The organism is Nocardioides imazamoxiresistens (assembly GCF_032378595.1).
Classification (GTDB): domain Bacteria; phylum Actinomycetota; class Actinomycetes; order Propionibacteriales; family Nocardioidaceae; genus Nocardioides; species Nocardioides imazamoxiresistens.
On the sequence record NZ_JAVYII010000002.1, the window covers coordinates 469,496 to 489,952 of the forward strand.

The following is a 20,457-nucleotide window of genomic DNA, read 5'->3' on the forward strand; positions in this document are numbered from 1 at the left end:
CATGACCCGCACAACGACCGCGCCCGCAGGGCGTACCCGCTCCCCCGGCCGGAGCGCCCGTCGCCGGCTCGGCGTCGGCGTGGCCTGCCTCGTCTCCACCGCAGCGGTGCTGTCGGGGTGCGCGCTGGGCACGGCGGGCGGCTACGTCCCGACCGGCGAGCTCGGCTCGGACCTCGAGGGCATCGCGGACCTCGAGGGCGTCGAGATCACGGTCGGCTCCAAGAACTTCAACGAGAACGTGATCCTCGGCAAGATGGCGATCATCCTCATGAGCGCCGCCGGCGCGGACGTCACCGACCTGACCAACATCCCGGGCAGCGCGGCCGCGCGGCAGGCCCACCTGGTTGGAGAGATCGACGCGATGTGGGAGTACACGGGCACCGGCTGGATCACCTACCTCGGCGAGACCGAGCCGGTGCAGGGCGAGCAGGAGCAGTACGAGGCGGTGCGCGACGCCGACCTCGAGCAGAACGACCTGGTGTGGCTGCCCCCGGCGCCGATGAACAACACCTACGCGTTCGCGATGAACCCGGAGGTCACCGAGCAGCTCGGCATCACGACGCTGTCGCAGATCCAGGACCTGCCGGTGGAGGAGCGCACGTTCTGCGTCGAGTCCGAGTTCACCAACCGCGCCGACGGGCTGCCGGGGATGCTCGAGACCTACGGCATCCCGCTCGAGGACCCGCAGGGCGTCCCGGAGTCGAACCTGCGCACCTACCAGACCGGCGCGATCTACGACGCGACGGCGAAGGGCGAGTGCAACTTCGGCGAGGTCTTCACCACCGACGGCCGGATCCTGGCGCTCGACCTGACGGTGCTGGAGGACGACCAGAGCTACTTCCCCCAGTACAACGTGTCGCTGGTCGTGCGCGAGGAGCTGATCGAGGAGCACCCCGAGATCGAGGACCTGATGGCCCCCGTGACCGAGGAGCTGACCGACGAGGTGCTCCAGGAGCTCAACGCGCGCGTCGACGTGGACGGCGAGGAGCCGGCCGACGTCGCGTTCGACTGGCTGCAGGAGCAGGGTTTCGTGCAGTGACGCGCCCCTGACAACGGCCCGACGCGCCCGCGCCCCGACGCCCTCGGCAGCACCGCTGCCGGGGGCGTCGCCGTGTCCGGGACTCAGCCGCGGCGCTCGCGGAACGCGACGGGCTCGCCGAGGTACGCCCCCAGCGTGGCGCGCGTGGTCGCGTCCAGCGCCCAGGGCCGCGACGCTCCGGTGTCCCACAGCACGACGGTCGCCTCGCCCACGAGCGCCGGGGCGTGGTCGGCCTGCGTGCGCATCTGGGCGGCGACGGTGAACGACGAGCGGCCCACGTGGCTGACCCACAGCCGCAGCAGGAACGGCTGGAAGGGCGCGAAGCGCATCTCGGCGTGGTAGTCGACCCGCTGGCCGCCGACGAGGTCCGTCACCGTCTCGGGCGTGACCCCGAGCAGCCCCGGACGCGCCGATCCCTCGACGAGCGGGGCGAAGCGCAGCAGCTCGGTGCGCGCCTCGTTGACGATGCGGATGGCCTCGACGTTGTCGACGTGCCCGGCGAGGTTGACGTCGCGCAGGCGCGCCTGGATCTCGGTGTCGTAGACGGCCGTCACGGCCGCGATCCTCGCACGCCACCGCGCCGCGGCGGCCGGGAGCCTCCCCGCGGCTCCTATCCTCGGGACCATGGCCGACCCCCTCCCCGACGCCCCGACCGAGACCGAGACCGCTGCCGCCCGTCTGCTCGAGGCCCAGGTGGCGTGGGTGGTCGACGGCCTCGTCGGCGCGCGTACGCCCGACGCGCTCGCCGCGGACGTCGACCTGCTGCTCGACCTCGGTGCGCACCTGACCCTGGCCGACGTGGCGGACCCGGACGTGGTCGCCGACGTCGTGTGCCGGATCCTCGTCACGGTGCCGCCCAGCCCGCGCGCCACGGCGGTGGCGACCACGCTCGGCAGTGCCGTCGCGATGGGCCCCGAGTCGACGTTCACGCTCGCCGAGGTCGTGCGCCGCGAGCGCGTCGAGGACCTCGCCCGCCGCCTCCTGGCCCGCGTCGACGTCCTGGAGTCCGCCCTCGACCGTGCGACGCGCAGCCCGCAGGCGACGCGGCTGGCGGGCACGTTCGTCGGGCGGCTCGTCGGCGAGGTCGTCCAGGCCAACCGCGCGGTCGCCGAGAAGATCCCGGGCGTGGGCTCGCTGGTGTCGTTCGGCGCCCGCGCGGGCGGCAGGGTGCTCGGCGCCGCGGAGGGGCACCTCGAGAGCCTGCTCGGCGACACGACCGGCAAGGGGGCGGCCCTGGCGGCGCGGCGGCTCAACAAGGTCGTCGCCGACACGCTGCGCGACCCGGCCGCCCTGGAGGCGGTCCTGGAGCTGTACGACCTGTACGCGACCACGCCGCTGCCGCCCGCCACCCCGCCGGACCGCGCGAGCGACCCCGACGCGCTGGTCGAGCTCGCCGACCTGCTGCACGTCGTCGTCGCGGAGGCGGCCGCCGCCGCGCCCGTGCACGAGGTCGTCCGCTCCACGGTGCACGCGGTCCTCGCCGCGCACGGCGACGTCCCGCTCGACCGGCTCCTCGCCGAGCTCGGTCTCGACCGCGACGCGCTCGTCGCGCACGCCGGCGCGCTGCTGCCGCCGCTGGCCGCCGCCGCGCACCGGGCCGGGCGCCTGGAGGACCTGGTCCGCCGCCGGCTGGCGCCGTTCTACGCCTCCTCGGCGGTCGCGGAGATCCTCGGGTCCCGGGACCCCGGGTCCGGGCGGCCCCCTGGCTAGGCTCGTCGCCCGCAGGCCCGAGTCGACGGCAGGAGGATCGACGTGAGCGACCCGGCCGCCCCGGGCGACGACCCCGCACCGGCGACCTTCGACCAGATCGCCGCAGACCTCCAGGCCCTGCGCGCAGCCGCCGGCCACCCGTCCTACGCCGAGATCGTGCGGCTGGTCGGCCTCCAGCGCGACCGGACCGGCGGCGGACCGGTACGCCCCGGCCGGACGACCGTGTACGAGGTCTTCCGTCCGGGCCGGCGCCGCGTCGACGCCCGCCTGGTCGGCGAGATCGTCCGAGCCCTCGGCGGCACCGCCGAGGAGGCCGCCGGGTGGGAGGAGCGGTGCCGCCGGGCCCGCGCCCACGTCGACGCCGGCGTCGCCGCTCCCCCGAGCGAGCCGCCCGACGCCCCGCCCCCGGCGGCGGAGCCGATCCCCGCGGCGGAGCCGACCGGGCCGCCGGCCCTGCCGGAACCGTCGGACGGGCCGGCACCCGCGCCACGGCGAGGTGGACGGCGTACCCCCTCGCGCACCGCCGTGGCGCTGCTCGTCCTGGCCTGCGTCGCCCTCAACCTGCTCGGCCGCGCCGTGGTCGACGTGGCCGCCGTGCCGCTGTTCCTCGACATGGCCGGGACCGCGGTCGCCGCCGTGCTCCTCGGCCCCTGGTGGGGGGTGCTGGTCGCGGTCGCGACCAACGTCGGCGGCACCGCGATCAGCGGATGGGTCTCGCTGCCCTTCGTGGTCGTCAACGTGGTCGGCGCCCTGCTGTGGGGCTACGGGGTGCGGCGCTTCGACGCCGCGGCGAGCATCCAGCGCTTCTTCGTGCTGACCCTGGTGGTCGCCGTGGCCTGCACGGCGGTGGCCTCGCCGATCGTGCTGCTCGTCTTCGACGGCGAGGTCGGCCACGGGGCGGACGTGGTGATCGCGACGATCGGGGAGACGTACGACAACCTCGTCGCCTCCGTCCTGTCCGCGAACCTGCTCGTCTCCTTCGCCGACAAGCTGATCTGCGGCTTCGTGGCCCTGGTGGCCCTCGAGGCCGCACGCTCGCGCTGGTCGACGACGCCCGCGCCCCCGGAGCTGCGACGGTGAGCCCGCGCCGCGACCTCGTCCTGCTGCGGCACGGCAAGTCGGACTGGTCGCACGACCTGCCCGACACCGAACGGCCGGTCGGCGAGCGGGGTTGGCGCCAGGCCGCAGCGGCGGGACGCTGGCTCGCCACCCGCGGACCCGCGCTGGCGCCGGGCACCGCCCGGGCCGTGGTCTCCACGGCCGTTCGGGCGCGCACGACGTGGGTGCTGGCCTCCGCCGCCCTGCCCGCTCCCCCACCCGTGCACCACCTCGACGAGCTCTACACGTGCGACGCCGAGGACGTGGCCGCCGTCGTCGCCGCGCTGCCCTCCGCGGTCCTCGCCGTGGTCGTCGTGGGCCACGAGCCCGCACTGGGTGACCTCGCGCGCGACCTGTCCGGGCGCGACCTGCGGATGCGCACCAGCGAGCTGGCCTGGTTCACCTGGGCCGGGGCGTGGGCGGACGTCGGCCCGCACGCCGCCGGGGGCCCGGCCCGTCTCCTGGCGCACGGACGCCCTCCCGACGAGCGCACCGCACCACCACCTTCGGGAGTGTGACGGGCGCCACACGAGAGGCATAGTGGGCCCATGGAGTCGTACGCACAGGGAGAGACCGACCACCCGCTGCTCGAGGAGACCGTCGGCGAGGTCCTGGCCCGCACCGTCGCCGCCCGACCCGACGGCGAGGCGCTCGTCGAGGTCGCGACCGGGCGCCGCTGGACGTGGGCCCAGCTGTCCGTCGACGTCGACCGCGCCGCCCGCGCCCTGCTCGCGCGCGGCGTCGCGGCCGGCGACCGGGTCGGCGTCTGGGCGCCGAACTGCGCCGAGTGGACCGTCGTGCAGCTCGCGACGGCCAGGGTCGGAGCCGTGCTGGTCACCATCAACCCCGCCTACCGGGCGCACGAGCTCGCGTACGCGATCGACCGTTCCGGCGTGCGCCTGCTCTTCGCCGCCTCCGGCTTCAAGGGCAGCGACTACGTCGAGATGGTCGCCCGCACCGCCGACGACTGCCCGACCCTCGGCGAGACGGTCTGGCTCGACACCGACGCCTGGCCCGCCTTCCTGTCCGCCGCGGACGGCGTCGACCAGGACGCGCTCGCCGCGCGGGCCGCCACGCTGCGGCCCGAGGACCCGATCAACATCCAGTACACGAGCGGGACGACCGGACGCCCCAAGGGCGCGACGCTGAGCCACCGCAACATCGTCAACAACGGCCACCAGGTCACCGAGCTGATCCGGCTGACGGCCGAGGACCGGCTGTGCATCCCGGTGCCCTTCTACCACTGCTTCGGGATGGTGATGGCCAACCTGGGCTGCATCAGCCACGGCGCCACGATGGTCGTCCCCGGCCCTGCCTTCGAGCCCGAGACCGTGCTGCGCACCGTCGAGGCCGAGCGGTGCACGGCGCTGTACGGCGTGCCGACCATGTTCATCGCGATGCAGAACCACCCGACCTTCGCCGAGCACGACCTCACCTCGCTGCGCACCGGGATCATGGCCGGCTCCGTGTGCCCCGTGGAGGTGATGAAGCGCTGCGTCGAGGAGATGCACATGGACGAGGTGTCGATCGCGTACGGCATGACGGAGACCTCGCCCGTCTCCTGCCAGACGCGCGCGGACGACGACATCGAGCGGCGCACCGCGACCATCGGGCGGGCCCACCCGCACGTCGAGGTCAAGGTGGTCGACCCCGTCAGCGGCGCCACCCTGCCGCGCGGGGAGGCGGGCGAGTTCTGCACCCGGGGCTACTCGGTGATGCTCGGCTACTGGGACGACCCCGAGCGCACCGCCGAGGCGGTCGACGCCGACGGCTGGATGCACACCGGCGACCTGGCCGTCATGCGCGAGGACGGCTACTGCACCATCGTCGGCCGCATCAAGGACATGGTGATCCGCGGCGGCGAGAACATCTACCCGCGCGAGGTCGAGGAGTTCCTCTACACCCACCCCGACGTCGAGGACGTCCAGGTCGTCGGCGTGCCGGACCCCCGCTACGGCGAGGAGCTGTGCGCGTGGGTGCGGATGCGCGCGGGCAGCACGCCGCTGGACGCCGACGCCGTCCGGGCGTACTGCCAGGGCCGGCTCGCGCACTACAAGATCCCCCGCTACGTGCTGGTCGTGGAGGAGTTCCCGATGACGGTGACCGGCAAGGTCCGCAAGGTCGAGATGCGCGAGCGCTCGAGCGAGGAGCTGGGCCTGCTGGGCTGAGCGCGGGGTGGGGCTGACGCTCGGGGCCGGGGGTACCGGGCGTCCCATGGATGCCGAGATCACCCTGCGCGTCGACGGCCAGGAGCGCACCGTCACGGTGGACACCCGCACCACCCTCCTCGACGCGCTGCGGGAGCGGCTCGGCGTCACCGCCCCGAAGAAGGGGTGCGACCACGGCCAGTGCGGCTCGTGCACCGTGCTCCTCGACGGCCGGCGCCACCTGACCTGCCTCGCGCTGGCCGTCGCCCACGACGGCGCCGAGGTCGTCACGGCCGCCGGTCTGGGCGGCGACGAGGGGCTCCACCCGGTGCAGCAGGCGTTCCTCGACCACGACGGCTACCAGTGCGGCTACTGCACCCCCGGCCAGGTCTGCTCGGCCGTCGGCGTGCTGGACGAGGTGCGTGCGGGCCACGCCAGCCACGTCACCCGCGACCTGGACGCGCCGCCCGGGCTCGACGACGACGAGGTGCGCGAACGGATGAGCGGCAACCTGTGCCGGTGCGGGGCGTACGCCGGGATCGTCGCGGCCGTGCGCGCTGCCGGCGAGGCCGCCGACCGGACCGCGGGCGGTGCCGCATGAGGGAGCTGGCCTACCACCGCGCTCGCGACGTCGAGGACGCCGTCCGCACGGTCGCCGACGACCCCGAGGCCCGCTTCCTCGGCGGCGGCACCAACCTCGTCGACCACCTCAAGCTGGGCGTCGCCCGGCCCGGCACCCTCGTCGACGTCAGCCGGCTGCCGCTCGACGCCGTGGAACGGCTCGACGACGGCACCCTGCGCGTGGGCACCAACGTGCGCAACAGCGACCTGGCCGCCCACCCGGACGTGCGCCGCGAGCACCCCGCGGTGGCGCGCGCACTGCTGGCCGGCGCGTCGGGCCAGATCCGCCACCAGGCCACCACCGGCGGCAACCTGCTGCAGCGCACCCGCTGCGTGTACTTCCAGGACGTCACGACCCCCTGCAACAAGCGCGAGCCCGGGTCGGGCTGCTCGGCGATCGGCGGCTACGACCGCTACAACGCCGTGCTCGGGGCCAGTGGCTCCTGCGTCGCCACCCACCCCTCGGACCTCGCCGTCGCCCTCGCCGCGCTCGACGCGACCGTGGTGGTGCAGGGCGCCGAGGGCGAGCGGCGCGTCGGGGCCGCCGAGCTGCACCGCCTCCCCGGCGACCGACCCGAGGCCGACACCGTCCTCGGGCACGGCGAGCTGATCACGGCCGTCGAGCTCCACCCCGCGCCGACGGCGACCCGCTCGACCTACCGCAAGGCGCGCGACCGGGCGTCGTACGCCTTCGCGCTGGCCTCCGTCGCAGCCGGGCTCCGGACCGACGGCGACCGCGTCGCGGACGTGCGGATCGCCTGGGGCGGCGTCGCGCACCGGCCCTGGCGGGCCCACCTCGCCGAGGAGGCGCTGCGGGGCGAGCCGCTGACCGAGGAGTCCGTGCGGCGCGCGGCCGAGGTCGAGCTGGCGGCGGCCACCGGCAGCGCGGGCAGCGCGTACAAGATCGAGATGGTGCGCGAGCTGACGGTCGCGACCCTGCTGGAGCTCGCGGGCTCCCCGGCCACCGACGGAGGTGCGCGATGAGCACGTCGCAGGACGAGCGGCCGGTGCCGCAGCCCGTGCGGGCCCGGGCGATGGGCACGCACCTCGACCGGCAGGACGGGGTCGCGAAGGTCACCGGAGCCGCGACGTACGCCGTCGAGCACCCGGCGACCGATGTGCTGCACGCCTGGCTGGTCACCTCGACGACCGCCCGCGGTCGCGTGGCGAGCATCGACGCCGGCCACGCGCTGGCCCACCCGGGCGTCGAGCAGGTGCTCGACCACACGAGCGCGCCCGACCTCGCCGACACCGAGGACCGCGAGCTCGCGGTGCTCGCGGACGACCGCATCGGCTTCCGCGGCCAGATCGTGGCCATCGTGATCGCGACGACGTCCGAGGCCGCCCGGGAGGGCGCCGCGCTCGTCGGGGTGACCGAGGAGGCCGAGGCGCACGAGGTGGTCTTCGACGAGCACAGCTCGACGTACGCGCCGGAGGAGGTGAACGCGGGCGCGGAGACCGACACCGTCGACGGTGACCCCGACGCGGGGCTGTCCGCGGCCCCGGTGCTCGTCGACCGCACCTACACCACCCCGTTCGAGCACAACAACCCGATGGAGCCGCACGCGACCACCGCGCACTGGGACGGTCGGCTGCTCACGTTGCACGACTCGACGCAGGCCGTCCACGCCGTGCGGGCCACCCTCGCCCCGGTGCTCGGCCTCGAGCCCGAGCAGGTCCGGGTCACCGCCCCCTACGTCGGCGGCGGCTTCGGCAGCAAGGGCCTGCCGCACGCCCCGCAGGTCGCCGCCGCCCTCGCCGCCCTGGCCGTCCCCGGACGCACGGTGCGCCTGGCCGTGACCCGGCAGCAGATGTTCGCCCTCACGGGCTACCGCAGCGCGACGCGGTCACGCGTACGCCTCGGCGCCACCACCGACGGCGTCCTGCTGGCCCTGCGCCACGACGCGGTCTCCCAGACGTCGCGGATCAAGGAGTTCGCCGAGCAGACGGCCACCGCGGCCCGGATGATGTACGCCGCCCCCGCCCGTGCCACCACCCACCGCGTGGCCGAGCTCGACGTCCCGGTGCCGTCGTGGATGCGGGCGCCGGGCGAGATGCCGGGCATGTACGCCCACGAGGTCGCGATGGACGAGCTGGCCGTGGAGACCGGGGTGGACCCGGTCGAGCTGCGGGTGCGCAACGAGCCGGAGCTCGACCCCGAGACCGGCAACCCCTTCAACGACCGCCGTCTCGTCGACTGCCTGCGCCGCGGCGCCGAGCTGTTCAGCTGGGAGCAGCGGCCGTCCGCGCCGCAGGCGCGCCTCGAGGGCGAGTGGTGGGTCGGCACGGGTGTCGCGTCGGCGACCTACCCGATGCTGTGGATGCCCGACAACACCGCCCGGGTCCGCGCGCTCGACGGCGGGCGGCTCGAGGTGGCGATCGGTGCCGTCGACATCGGCACGGGCGCCCGCACCGTCCTGCTGCAGATCGCCGCCGACGCGCTCGACGTGCCCACCGACCGTGTCGACCTGCTGCTCGGGGACACCGACCAGCCGTTCGCGACCGTCGCCGGCGGCTCGGCCGGCACCTCGTCGTGGGGCACCGCGATCGCCGCGGCGGCCGAGCGCTTCCGCGCCGAGCACGGCGACGAGCCCGCGCCGGGGGCGGCGAGCACGGCCACCTCGGGGCAGTACGCCGACACCGAGGGCCACTCGCTGCACTCGTTCGGCGCGGTCTTCGCCGAGGCGCACGTGCACCGGTTCACCGGGGAGGTCCGCGTCGAGCGGCTGCTCGGCGTCTACTCCGTCGGGCGCGTGCTCAACCCCACGACCGCACGATCGCAGCTGCTCGGCGGCCTCGTCATGGGTCTGTCCGCCGGACTGTTCGAGGAGGGCTGGCGCGACCCGCGCTCGGGCCACGTGGTCACGCAGGACCTCGCGACCTACCACGTCGCCGCGAACGCGGACGTGCGCGACCTGCGCGCGGAGTGGCTCGACGAGACCGACCACCTGTCGACGCCGATGGGCTCGCGCGGCATCGGCGAGATCGGCATCGTGGGCACCGCGGCCGCGGTCGCGAACGCGACCTGGCACGCCACCGGACGCCGCGTCCGCTCGCTGCCGCTCACGCCCGACCACTTCCTTGGCGTCCGCCCCGCCTGAGCCGCGGGGCGGCCGCGCCGGGCGCGGGTGCGCGAGGAGGTCAGCGGCGCCCGGAGCTGAAGGCGGCGGCGCTGTGCGCGCGCCCGCCCGAGGAGCTGCCGCCGGCGGCGCCGCCGGACCCGCCCCGCCGTCCCGAGCCACCACGGCGACCCGACGGCTGCGAGCCGCCGCCCGCGGCGGAGGACCCGCCCGACGACTTCGCACCCGACTGCGCGCCTCCCGCGCCGCCGGCGCCCGCACCCGAGCGGCCGGCGCCGCCGCGGCGCCGACGGCGACCGCCCGACGTGCCCGCGCCGCCGGACGACTCGCCGCCCTGCTGGCCCTGCTGGCCCTGCTGACCACCGCGGCCGCCGCCGGAGCGCTTGCGGCCCGAGCCCTGGCCCTGGTTCTGGGCGGGGACGACCGGCTCGAACGCCTCGCGGACGACCCGCTCCCCCGGCGCGAGCTCCCGCAGCACCGGGTGGTCGGCGCCGGTGACGCGGGTGGTGACCGGCGAGATGCCCGCGGCCCGCGTGAGATCGCGGACGTCGCGCTTCTGCTCGGTGGTCATCAGGGTCACGACCGTGCCGGTGCTGCCGGCGCGGGCGGTGCGTCCGGAGCGGTGCAGGTATGCCTTGTGCTCGGTCGGCGGGTCCGCGTGCACGACCAGCGCGACGTCGTCGACGTGGATGCCGCGCGCCGCGATGTCGGTCGCGACCAGCGCGGTGGCCCGGCCGTCGTGGAAGGCCTCCATGTTGCGGGTGCGCGCGTTCTGGGCGAGGTTGCCGTGCAGCTCGACGGCGGGCACCCCGCTGCGGTTGAGCTGACGCGCGAGCGCCTTCGCCCCGTGCTTGGTGCGCGTGAAGACGACGGTGCGGCCCGGGGCGCTGGTCAGGTCGACGAGCACCGGCAGCCGCTGCTCGCGCTCGACGTGGAGCACGTGGTGGCTCATCGTCGCGACCGGCGACTGCGCCGAGTCGGCCTCGTGGGTGGCCGGGTTCGTGAGGAACTGGCGCACCAGGGCGTCGACGGCCTTGTCCAGCGTCGCGGAGAACAGCAGCCGCTGGCCGCCCTTCGGCGTCTGGTTGAGCAGGCGGCGCACGGCCGGCAGGAAGCCGAGGTCGGCCATGTGGTCGGCCTCGTCGAGCACCGTCACCTCGACGTCGCCCAGCGAGCAGTGGCCCTGGCCGACGAGGTCCTCGAGGCGCCCGGGGCAGGCGAGCACGATGTCGACGCCGCGACGCAGCGCCGTCACCTGCGGGTTCTGGCCCACGCCACCGAAGACGGTGCGGGTGGTGAGACCGGCCGCGGCCGCCAACGGCGCCAGCGAGGCCTCGATCTGGCCGACCAGCTCACGGGTCGGCGCGAGCACCAGGGCGCGCGGCGCACCGGAGCGGGCCTTCGGACCGCCGGAGAGGCGGGCGACCAGCGGGAGCAGGAAGGCGTACGTCTTGCCCGACCCGGTGCGCCCGCGGCCGAGCACGTCGCGCCCGGCCAGCGAGTCGGGGAGGGTGGCCTCCTGGATGGGCGTCGGGGTCTCGATGCCCTGCTCGGCCAGCACCGCCGCGAGGGAGGTGGGCAGGCCGAGGTCGTGGAAGTTCGTCATGTGGATCCGATCATCGGGTTCCCGTCGGAGGGCGGTATCCCCGGATCAGGGGCGCCCTCGCACGGAGCCCTCCGTGGCTGGTTCGCCAGGGGTGGTCTCGACGTGCGGCCAGCTCGCGGCGGGAGCGGAACGAACTGAGGGTGCCAGCCTAGGCGCCGGCCGGCCCGCGACCCGCATCGACGTGCCCGGGCGGCGCCGTGACGACCGACACCACCTCGTCCGACGACGCGCGCTCGGTGCGGAAGCCGTTCGCCGGGTGGTCGGGGTCCGGGCGTCCGATCGCGATCGCGCACACGACCTGCCGGTCCTCGCCGACGTCGAGGAAACGGCGGACCGGCGCGGCGTACATCGCCACGGCCGCCTGCGCGCACGTCCCGAGACCGCGGCTCGCGGCCGCCAGCATCAGCGTCGAGACGAAACCGCCGCAGTCCACGGCGCCGTAGACGCCCTGCAGCGGGTCGGTCGTGACGACCAGGACGTGCGGCGCGCCGAAGAACGAGAAGTTGCGCAGCATCTGCTCGCCACGCCGCGCGTGGTCGTCGCGCTCGATGCCGAGGCTGGCGTACAGCGCGTACCCCGACGCCCGGCGCCGGTCGCGGTAGACGCCCTCGTAGCGCTCCGGGCCCGGCAGGTCGGGCGTGGGCGCCTCGTCGTGCACGGCCGCCGAGAGGTACGCCGCGAACGCGGCCGTCGCGGTGCCCGTCACGAGGTGCACCTGCCAGGGCTGGGTGTTGCACCACGACGGCGCCCCCTGCGCGAGGGCCAGGACCTCCAGCAGCTCCTCGTCCGCCACGGGCTCGGGCAGGAAGGCGCGGCAGCTGTGCCGGGCCGCCACCACGGCGTCGAAGGTGGGCTCGCTCATCCGGCACGCTCCTCGTCGTCCTGCTCGTCGTCCTGCTCGTCGTTCGGCTCGTCGTCCGCTGCGTCCCCGGGTTCCGCGGGGTCCTCGTCCACCGCGACCGGGAGCGGCGGGCGCAGGTGCGGGGGCACGAGACGCTCCAGGCCCCACAGGTCGTCGGGCCCGGCGACCTCCCCCGGCGCGAGGACCACCCCCGAGAGCTCGTCGTAGGCGGAACCGCCCAGCTCGGGACCGATCAGCACCAGCTCGGTGCCGCGGCGCGCTCCCGCCGGCACACCCGGCGTGAGGCGGACGTGGCGACCCACGCGGTGCACGGTCCAGCGCGTCGGGTAGCCGTCGACCGCGATGGTGAGGAAGCCCTTGACGCGGAACGCCTCGGGCACGCCGTCGTCGAGCAGCCGGGCCAGGCGGCGTGGGTGCAGCGCGGTCTCGCTGGTCCAGCTGACGGAGCGGAACGGGGTGTGCAGGTGGGCGTTCTCCCCGGCCCGCACGTCGCCGAGGGTGAGCTGGCGGTCGGGGTCGTGGCGCAGGTCGAACAGCAGCGCCGGGTCGACGGCACCGGACCGGGCCACCGTGACCGGGCGACCGGGCAGGGCGGCGCGCAGGTGCGCGCGCAGACGGGCCAGGTGTCCCTCGTCGACGCGGTCGGCCTTGGTCACCACGACGAGGTCCGCCGCCCGTAGCCCGCGCAGCAGCTGCCCGTCCGCGTCGCCCAGGTCGTCGGTGCTGGTGTGCTCGGCGTCGAGGAGCACGACGAGCCCGCCGAAGCGGGCGTTGCGCCCGAGGTCGTCGACGACCCGTTGCACGAGCTGCACGGGGTCGGCGACGCCGCTCGCCTCGACGAGGACCGCGTCGATGCCGGCGCGCGGAGCGGTGAGCCGACGTAGGAAGTCGGCGACCATGCCGTCGTCCGTGGCGCAGCACAGGCAACCGCCGCTCGCGGAGACCAGCATGTCGGCCTGTCCCGCGACGAGGAGTCCGTCGACGTCGATGTCACCGAAGTCGTTGACGATGACCCCGATGCGCGTGTCCGCGCTGTTGCGCAGCACGTGGTTGACCACCGTCGTCTTCCCGGCTCCCAGGGAACCGGCGAGGACGACGACCGGGACCGGACCGATCAGACGACCGCGCGCTTCTTCAGCTTGCGCCGCTCGCGCTCGGACAGACCGCCCCAGATGCCGAAGCGCTCGTCGTTCATCAACGCGTACTCCAGGCACTCGTCCCGCACCTCGCACGTCAGACAGACCTTCTTGGCCTCGCGCGTGGAGCCGCCCTTCTCCGGGAAGAACGCCTCGGGGTCGGTCTGCGCGCAGAGCGCGCGTTCCTGCCAACCGTCGACTCCGGCGTCGTCCCCATCGACGAGATCGAGTTCTCTCACGCTTCCCGTCCCCTTCCGACCCGGTATTCCATCGACCCTGCTCCCACCGACCGCGCACCAGCTCCGCAGTCGGTCGGCCACCCCGGTAGCCGTCTCACGCTGGTCAGACTAGGCGTGCGAGCCAAGTCCAGGAGGCGAAACGACACTGGACGAATTACATGCCTGTCGTACCCGTAAGTCAAGCCCGTCGTCTGGTACAAGGCACCCGCCGCGAGGCCCTCCGCGCGCATCGGGCAGGGTGACCCCATGACCTCGACCCCGGCTCCCGTCCGGCGCGTCACGGTGCTGTCCGGCGGGATGGGCGGAGCCCGGTTCCTGCAGGGTCTGCGCCACGCGCTGCGCACCGGTCTCGTGCCCGCCTGCGACGACGTCGAGATCACCGTCGTGGCGAACACGGCGGACGACATCTGGATGCACGGGCTGAAGATCTGTCCCGACCTCGACACGGTGATGTACACCCTCGGCGACGGCATCGACCTCGAGCGCGGCTGGGGCCGGCGCGACGAGACCTGGAGCGTCAAGGAGGAGCTGGCGACCTACGGCGTCGAGCCCACCTGGTTCGGGCTCGGCGACCGCGACGTCGCGACCCACCTCGTGCGCACGCAGCTCGTGGAGGCCGGCTACCCGCTCTCCCAGGTCACCGCGGCGCTGTGCCGCCGTTGGCTGCCCGACTCGGAGCCGGTGCCGGTGCGCCTGCTGCCGATGACCGACGACCGCGTGGAGACCCACGTGGCGATCGCGGACCCCGAGGCCGCCAGCGGCCGCCGGGTCGTGCACTTCCAGGAGTACTGGGTCCGCCTGCGCGCCGAGGTCGCCGCCGAGACCCTGGTCTTCGTGGGCCTCGACGAGTCGACGCCCGCCCCCGGCGTGCTCGAGGCGATCGGCGACACCGACCTCGTGGTGCTGCCGCCGTCGAACCCCGTCGTGTCGGTCGGCACCATCCTCGGGGTGCCGGGGGTGCGCGACGCCCTGCGCACGACCTCGGCCCCCGTGGTCGGCCTGTCCCCCATCGTGGGCGGCGCGCCCGTGCGCGGGATGGCCCGGCAGATGCTCGAGGCCGTCGGGGTCGAGGTCTCCGCCGCCGCGGTAGGACTGCACTACGGCGCCCGTTCGGCGGGCGGGCTGCTCGACGGCTGGCTCGTCGACGAGCGCGACGCCGACCAGCTGCCCGCCCTCGAGGCGGGCGGCCTCGCCGCGAGCGCGGTGCCGCTGATGATGACCGACCACGACGCCACCGCCGCCATGGTGGTGGCCGCCCTGGCCCTGGTGCGCCCGTGAGCTCGCTGGAGGTGCACGCGCCCGACGGCGTCGGCGAGGTGCACGTGGACGCCGACCTCGTCGCCCTCGCCCTCTCGGTGCTGGACCTGCGCGACGGCGACGTGCTCCTCGTGACCAGCAAGGTCGTCGCCAAGGCCGAGGGACGCCAGCGCGAGCAGGCACGCGACGACGCGGTCGCCGAGGAGACCGTCCGGGTCGTGGCCCGCCGCGGCCCCACCCGCATCGTGCGCACCCGCCACGGCCTGACCCTGGCCGCTGCCGGTGTGGACGCCTCCAACGTGACCGCCGGCTCCGTCGTGCTGCTCCCCCTGGACCCGGACGCGTCGGCGCGGCGGCTGCGCGAGGGCGTACGCGCGGCGTGCGGCGCCAACGTTGCCGTCGTGGTGACCGACACCGCCGGTCGTGCGTGGCGCGACGGCCAGACCGACATCGCCGTCGGCGCGGCCGGGCTGCGGGTCCTCGACGACCACGCGGGACGCGTCGACTCCTACGGCAACGAGCTGGCGGTCACCGCGCCCGCCGTCGCCGACGAGATCGCCGGCGCGGCCGAGCTGGCCCAGGGCAAGCTCGGCGCCCGCCCCTTCGCCCGCCTGCGGGGACGCGCGGACCTGGTCCTCGCGGTAGGCGACGACGGCCCGGGGGCGGCAGGGGTCCTGCGCGCGCCCGCGCGCGACATGTTCGGCTTCGGTGCGCGCGAGGCGGTCGTCGCGGCGCTGGCCGCCGGCGTCGAGGAGTCCGAGCTGCGCGACGGCTTCGGTGCGCCGTCATCGCCCGCGGACCTCGCCGACGCGCTGGCCACCGTGCTGGCGGCACCCGTGCTCATCGACGCCGAGGGCGCCCGCGAGCTCGACGGCGCACCCGTCGTGCAGGTGGTGGTGCACCTCGACGACCCCGCCCTGCACGTCACGGCCCTCGACGCGCTCGCCCGCGCCTTCCGCTGGACCTGGCACGCCAGCGGGGCGGAGGTCCGCTTCTCGCCCGACGTTCCGTAAACTCTCCCACCGTGCCTCCTGCCGGACGCACGATCAGCCGACGTCCGACCCGTGAGGAAAGCCAGACCGTGGCGAAGACCCCGAGCAACGACCGCGCCGCCAAGGCGAAGAAGCAGCTCAAGGCGCACCAGCGCGCCGAGCGCCGCGGCAGCTACATGATCGTCGGCGTCTGCGCCGCCGTCGCCATCCTCATCGTCGGTGCAGCGGCCTACCGTCCCGTCATGAACTGGTGGGACCTGCGCAAGTTCAACGACATCGAGCTCGCGAGCATCGGCTCGTCGGCGGACGTGTGCGGGCCGGAGATCGTGATGCCGGCCAGCGGCGAGCAGGACCACCGCGACAGCGGGCCCATCGACTACACGACCTCCCCGCCCATCTTCGGTCCGCACCGCAGCGTGCCGGCCACGATGGACCGCAAGTTCTACACCCCGCAGGACCGGCCCGAGGTCGAGCAGCTCGTCCACAACGTGGAGCACGGCTACACCTTCCTGTGGTACGACCAGACGGTCGCCGAGGACGACGAGCTGATGGACGAGATCGAGGGCATCGCCACCAAGCTGCGCGGCACCGACAACTTCCGGCTCAAGTTCAAGGCTGTGCCGTGGAACGGCGCCGACGAGAACCAGGACGGCGCGAGCTGGGCCACCGACTTCGACGCCGGCATGCAGCAGGCGCTGGAGATGGCCGGCTTCCCGGACGCCGAGGTGGCGCTCGAGGGCGGCGCGCACATCGCGATCACGCACTGGGCGGCCACCAACGAGGTCGACGACGGCGGCGAGGCCTCGGAGTACGCGACGACCGACGAGAACGTGGACCCCGAGACGGGGCAGCCGGGCAGCTTCGGCGTGGTGCAGTACTGCAGCGCCCCCAGCGGCGAGGCGCTCGAGGACTTCATGCTCCGCTGGCCGTACTACAACTCGACCGAGCCGAACGGCATGTGAGCCACGGGCGCCCCTCCTGGGAGGATGGCGCCCGTGATGCTTCCCGCCGCCCGCACCCTGCCCGACCGGATCGCCGCGCTCGTGCGCGCCGACCCGGGCCGCCCCCTGGTCACCTACTACGGCCACGACACCGACGGTGCGGTCGTCGAGCGCACCGAGCTCTCGACGACGACCTGGGCCAACTGGGCGGCGAAGCTGGCCGGGCTGCTCACCGACGAGCTCGAGGTCGAGCGGGGCGACCGCCTCGCGGTCGACCTGCCCACCCACTGGATGCTCCCCGTCGCCTGGGGCGCGGCCTGGTCGGCCGGCATCGAGGTCGTCGCGCCGGACGCCCCCGGTGCCCCCGCTGCCGTGCTGTGCGGCCCGCGCTCCCTCGACCGGTGGGCGCCCCTGGCGGACGACCTCGTCGTGGTCGCCGCCGCCCTGACCCCCCTCGCCCGACCGTTCGGCGGTGGGGTGCCCGCCGGCGTGCACGACCTCGGCGTCGAGGTGTGGAGCCAGCCCGACGGCTACGTCCCCCTCGACCCGCCGGAGCCCGAGGACGCCGCCCTCGCCGGCGCGTCGCACACGGACCTGCTCGCGTCGGCGCGGGCCGCCGGGTCCGACGAGCGTCGCCTCCACACCGGTCTCGGCGACCCCGACGCCGCACGCGCCGCCGTCGCGGCGCTCCTGGGCGGCGGCTCGCTGGTGCTCGTCGACGACGACGCGCCGCCCGCCCCGTGGTGGGGCGAGCGGCGCGCGGTGATCGAACGGGACGAGCGGGTCAGCCGAGCAGGTTGAGGTTGTCCGAGATGTCGACGAACCCGGTGTGACGCGTGACCCGGCCGTTCGTGTCCCGCTGGATCACCCGCAGCTGCTTGCTCGCGCGGTGCCGGACCACGAGGTCCATCCCCCGGCCGCCGCTGAGCGAGGCGCTGACCGAGACGAGGTCGGCACCCTGCAGGTCCACGCCGGAGTGGTCGAACCAGCGCACGAGCGCGGGGTTGACGGAGCGGCCCGCCACGAAGCCCTTGCGCCCCCAGCCGGGGTGCACCTGCCACGTCTTCTTGTCCTTGGCCAGGCCCATCAGGTCGCCGAACCCGTCGCCGGTGACGTCGCCGACGTAGCGCAGGTTGCTGATCCCGGCCAGGCTGCGGCCCAGGTCGAAGGCCCAGAACCGGCCCGTGCTGTTGCCCCGCCACAGGGTGAGGGTGCCGTCCCGCTCCTGGCTCATGAGGTCGCCGTGGCCGTCACGGTCCCAGTCCCCCACGTTCCACAGGGCGACCGCGGTCGGGATCTTGATGTTCGTGGTGATCGTCGGTGCCACGTCCTTGCGACCGGAGTGCGCGACGACGAACAGGTCGTTGCCGACGCGTCCGACCAGGTCGGGCTCACCGTCGCCGGTGAGGTCGATGCCCCCCGACAGGTTGGTCAGCTGTCCGGGCCAGTTGACCGGACCGCGCATCCCGCGGACCACGCCCGGGCGCAGGTACGACATCAGGTAGACGCTGCCCGAGGTCAGCCGCAGGGCCAGGTCGGGCCGACCGTCGCCGGTGGCGTCGCCGACGCCGGCGATCGCCGCGACCTGGGGGAAGGAGCCGGGGATCGGGATCCGCTGGCCGAGGGCCGCGTGGCCGCGCCGCGACGAGGTGATGGGGTAGATCCAGAGCTTGTCGTCGCGGTCCTTGACGATGAGGTCCGGCACCCCGTCGCCGGTGACGTCGCCCATCGTGGTGATGAGCTTGACCGTGTGCCACTGGCGCCCGAGCGTCATCCAGCGGAAGCCGCCCTTGCCGTCGCCCAGGTAGAGGGTGAGCAGGTTGTTGCTCGTGTTGCGGGCGATGAGGTCGTTGTTGCCGTCGCCGTCGACGTCGCCGATCGCGGTCAGGTTGGTGGTGTTCGTGAAGATCGAGCGGCTGATCGGCGTGAAGTCGTGCACGAACCGCGTGCCGCCCTCGCCGCGCTTGAGCCACGCCGTGCCCTGCGGGTCCACGTGGACGATGTCGGGCCGCCCGTCACCGGTCAGGTCCGGCGAGACGACGACGCCGGACGCCTTGGTGTAGCCCTTGGCGAAGGCGTGCTTGCCCGAGAACCAGGTGCCGCCCTGGGTGGGCGTGATGTAGACGGTGCCGTCGGAGTGCCGGTAGGCCACGTCGGGGTAGTCCGAGCCGACCAGGCTCGAGTCGGTGATGTTCGGCGCCGACGCGCTCACCTGCGGCGGGGCCGGCGTGGGGTTGGTCGCGCCCTGCGACTGCAGCTGCTGGGCACGCGTGCGGATCGCGCCGAGCTTGGCGTAGAGGTAGCGGCCCGGGCAGGCGGTCGACCCGCCGTCGCGGTGACCGATGATCGCCGGCATCCGCACGCTGCCCCACGTCTGCGTCGACGTCGCGCTGATGCCGTGGATCGACAGCTTCCACGCGATGAGCTTGGCGATGGCCTCCTGCATGGCGGCCGTCGGCTGGGCGGTCTCGTAGTTGCCGATCGCGGAGATGCCGAACGCCCAGTCGTTGTGCGCGGCGATGTGGGCGCCGCGCACGGCGCGGGTGATCCCGCCCGCACGGCCCTCCCAGAGCCGGCCGAACTTGTCGACGAGGAAGTTGTAGCCGACGTCGGACCAGCCCTGCGAGCGGACGTGGTACGCGTAGATGCCGCGGATGATGCCCGGCACCTGCGCCTCGGTGTAGTTGTTCGCGTTCACCGTGTGGTGGATGACGGCGCCGCGCACCGTCGCGTACCGCGGGTTGCCGTCGCGCATCGACTCGTCGGCACCCCACTGGCTGCGCGAGTAGATGGCCGGCTGCGCCGCGCCGGTGCTGGCCGCCTGGAGCGCGACGTCGCCCTGGTCGGTGCTGAGCGTGGTCTCCGTGTCCTCGCCCGCGGCGACGGAGCCACCGGCGTACTCCGGGGCCTCCTCCACGGTCTGCGTCGAGCCCGGGTCGATGACCGCGACCTTCAGGTCGGCGGGCAGCCCGCCGGGCGCCACGGCCCGCACCTGCGCCTCGTCGACCTCGCCGACCCAGACCAGCTCGGTGCCCGGGCGGGTGCCCTCCGACTCGGTGTCGCCCGCCGGGACGTCGTCGGAGCTGTCGTAGGCGTCCTCGTACGGGATCGTCTCCCACGCCGTCCACTCGCCGCCGTCGTCGCGCGTGCGCACCGTCAGCGAGATGTCGTCGCCGTAGACCGGGGTGTCGGGGCTCCAGGTGACGCCGACCGCGCCGAAGCCGGTGACCGGCTGCGGGTCGCTGAGCAGCTCGGTGGACGCGCCCGCGACCTCGGTGGGCTCGGTGGGCTCGGTGGGCTCGGCGGACGGCGTCGCAGGGGCCTCGGGAGCCTCGGTGGCCTCCGTCCGCTCGACGGCCTCGGGGGACGTCTCGGTGGACACCTCGGGCGACGCCTCGGGCGCGGGCGCCTGGGGCACCTCGGTCTCGGTCGTCGCCGCGTCGGCGGCTCCGGCGCCGTCCGTGAGCGCGACCTCCTCGACCGTCGACTCGACCGGCCCGGTCGCCACCGGCGCCTGGTCGTCGCTCGTGGCCGCGTCGACGCCGGCAGCGGCGGGAGCTGGTACGCCCGGGACCGCGGCCGCCGTGCTCGCCGCCGGGACCTCCGGGCCGTGGACCACGTCGAGGGCCACGACGTTCGCGGCGGTGACGCCCACGGCGCCCACCGCCAGGAGGGTCAGAACCTGCTGGCAGAGGGAGACGTACCGGGCCTTGCGTGGGGACATCGAGG

At 74.6% G+C, this 20,457-nt stretch carries 18 protein-coding genes; 12 read left to right on the forward strand and 6 right to left on the reverse strand.

Features of this window, described 5'->3' with window-relative positions:
- Position 1 precedes the first annotated feature (1 nt).
- Positions 2-1,039 carry a glycine betaine ABC transporter substrate-binding protein gene (locus tag RDV89_RS06325; RefSeq protein WP_315732096.1) on the forward strand — a complete coding sequence of 346 codons (1,038 nt, stop codon included), beginning with the start codon at positions 2-4 and terminating at the stop codon, positions 1,037-1,039.
- Between the two features lie 83 nt (positions 1,040-1,122).
- Here RDV89_RS06325 and RDV89_RS06330 read toward each other — a convergent pair whose 3' ends face one another.
- Positions 1,123-1,593: an acyl-CoA thioesterase gene (locus RDV89_RS06330; RefSeq protein ID WP_315732097.1), complete on the reverse strand. Its 471-nt coding sequence runs from the start codon at positions 1,591-1,593 to the stop codon at positions 1,123-1,125.
- 70 nt (positions 1,594-1,663) lie between these two features.
- On the opposite strand from RDV89_RS06330, the gene RDV89_RS06335 reads away from it, so the two are divergent.
- From RDV89_RS06335 to RDV89_RS06365, 7 genes are read left to right on the forward strand one after another with little or no spacing between them, the layout of a single operon-like run.
- A complete protein-coding gene (locus RDV89_RS06335) occupies positions 1,664-2,749 on the forward strand; it encodes a hypothetical protein (RefSeq protein WP_315732098.1) in 1,086 nt (361 codons plus the stop codon).
- A gap of 42 nt (positions 2,750-2,791) precedes the next feature.
- Positions 2,792-3,829 carry a hypothetical protein gene (locus RDV89_RS06340; RefSeq protein ID WP_315732099.1) on the forward strand — a complete coding sequence of 346 codons (1,038 nt, stop codon included), beginning with the start codon at positions 2,792-2,794 and terminating at the stop codon, positions 3,827-3,829.
- The gene (locus tag RDV89_RS06345) at positions 3,826-4,365 is read left to right on the forward strand and encodes a SixA phosphatase family protein (protein WP_315732100.1); all 540 of its coding nucleotides are present in this window, start codon (positions 3,826-3,828) and stop codon (positions 4,363-4,365) included. The genes RDV89_RS06340 and RDV89_RS06345 overlap by 4 nt, the downstream gene beginning before the upstream one ends.
- Before the next feature lie 30 nt (positions 4,366-4,395).
- A complete protein-coding gene (locus RDV89_RS06350) occupies positions 4,396-6,015 on the forward strand; it encodes an AMP-binding protein (protein ID WP_315732101.1) in 1,620 nt (539 codons plus the stop codon).
- Between the two features lie 46 nt (positions 6,016-6,061).
- On the forward strand, positions 6,062-6,595 hold the full coding sequence (locus tag RDV89_RS06355; protein ID WP_315732102.1) for a 2Fe-2S iron-sulfur cluster-binding protein: 534 nt from the start codon (positions 6,062-6,064) through the stop codon (positions 6,593-6,595).
- The gene (locus RDV89_RS06360) at positions 6,592-7,599 is read left to right on the forward strand and encodes an FAD binding domain-containing protein (RefSeq protein ID WP_315732103.1); all 1,008 of its coding nucleotides are present in this window, start codon (positions 6,592-6,594) and stop codon (positions 7,597-7,599) included. Before RDV89_RS06355 ends, RDV89_RS06360 begins: the two co-directional genes overlap by 4 nt.
- Positions 7,596-9,716, forward strand: a complete 2,121-nt coding sequence (locus RDV89_RS06365; protein ID WP_315732104.1) for a xanthine dehydrogenase family protein molybdopterin-binding subunit — start codon at positions 7,596-7,598, stop codon at positions 9,714-9,716. The genes RDV89_RS06360 and RDV89_RS06365 overlap by 4 nt, the downstream gene beginning before the upstream one ends.
- Before the next feature lie 40 nt (positions 9,717-9,756).
- Here the strand turns inward: RDV89_RS06365 and RDV89_RS06370 are convergent, their stop codons facing one another.
- From RDV89_RS06370 to RDV89_RS06385, 4 genes are all read right to left on the reverse strand, one after another.
- Positions 9,757-11,301, reverse strand: coding sequence for a DEAD/DEAH box helicase (locus RDV89_RS06370; RefSeq protein WP_315732105.1), 1,545 nt, complete (start codon positions 11,299-11,301; stop codon positions 9,757-9,759).
- A gap of 148 nt (positions 11,302-11,449) precedes the next feature.
- Complete coding sequence (locus RDV89_RS06375) at positions 11,450-12,163, reverse strand: nitroreductase (protein WP_315732106.1); 714 nt, start codon at positions 12,161-12,163, stop codon at positions 11,450-11,452.
- Entirely contained in the window at positions 12,160-13,395 is a 1,236-nt protein-coding gene (locus RDV89_RS06380; protein ID WP_315732107.1) for a CobW family GTP-binding protein, read from the reverse strand. Before RDV89_RS06380 ends, RDV89_RS06375 begins: the two co-directional genes overlap by 4 nt.
- Positions 13,278-13,538, reverse strand: a complete 261-nt coding sequence (locus tag RDV89_RS06385) for a WhiB family transcriptional regulator (RefSeq protein ID WP_315732108.1) — start codon at positions 13,536-13,538, stop codon at positions 13,278-13,280. The genes RDV89_RS06380 and RDV89_RS06385 overlap by 118 nt, the downstream gene beginning before the upstream one ends.
- 246 nt (positions 13,539-13,784) lie before the next feature.
- Here RDV89_RS06385 and cofD point away from each other — a divergent pair, with 246 nt between their 5' ends.
- The 4 genes from cofD to RDV89_RS06405 all read left to right on the forward strand — a co-directional run bounded on the left by cofD (position 13,785) and on the right by RDV89_RS06405 (position 17,529).
- Complete coding sequence (cofD, locus tag RDV89_RS06390; RefSeq protein WP_315732109.1) at positions 13,785-14,816, forward strand: 2-phospho-L-lactate transferase; 1,032 nt, start codon at positions 13,785-13,787, stop codon at positions 14,814-14,816.
- Positions 14,813-15,808 carry a coenzyme F420-0:L-glutamate ligase gene (cofE, locus tag RDV89_RS06395; RefSeq protein WP_315732110.1) on the forward strand — a complete coding sequence of 332 codons (996 nt, stop codon included), beginning with the start codon at positions 14,813-14,815 and terminating at the stop codon, positions 15,806-15,808. Before cofD ends, cofE begins: the two co-directional genes overlap by 4 nt.
- A gap of 68 nt (positions 15,809-15,876) precedes the next feature.
- On the forward strand, positions 15,877-16,749 hold the full coding sequence (locus RDV89_RS06400; RefSeq protein ID WP_315732111.1) for a DUF3105 domain-containing protein: 873 nt from the start codon (positions 15,877-15,879) through the stop codon (positions 16,747-16,749).
- A 36-nt stretch (positions 16,750-16,785) separates the two neighbouring features.
- The gene (locus tag RDV89_RS06405) at positions 16,786-17,529 is read left to right on the forward strand and encodes a TIGR03089 family protein (protein ID WP_315732227.1); all 744 of its coding nucleotides are present in this window, start codon (positions 16,786-16,788) and stop codon (positions 17,527-17,529) included.
- Here the strand turns inward: RDV89_RS06405 and RDV89_RS06410 are convergent.
- On the reverse strand, positions 17,513-20,452 hold the full coding sequence (locus RDV89_RS06410; protein ID WP_315732112.1) for an FG-GAP-like repeat-containing protein: 2,940 nt from the start codon (positions 20,450-20,452) through the stop codon (positions 17,513-17,515). The two genes, RDV89_RS06405 and RDV89_RS06410, sit on opposite strands and share 17 nt — an antisense overlap.
- Between the last annotated feature and the right edge of the window lie 5 nt (positions 20,453-20,457).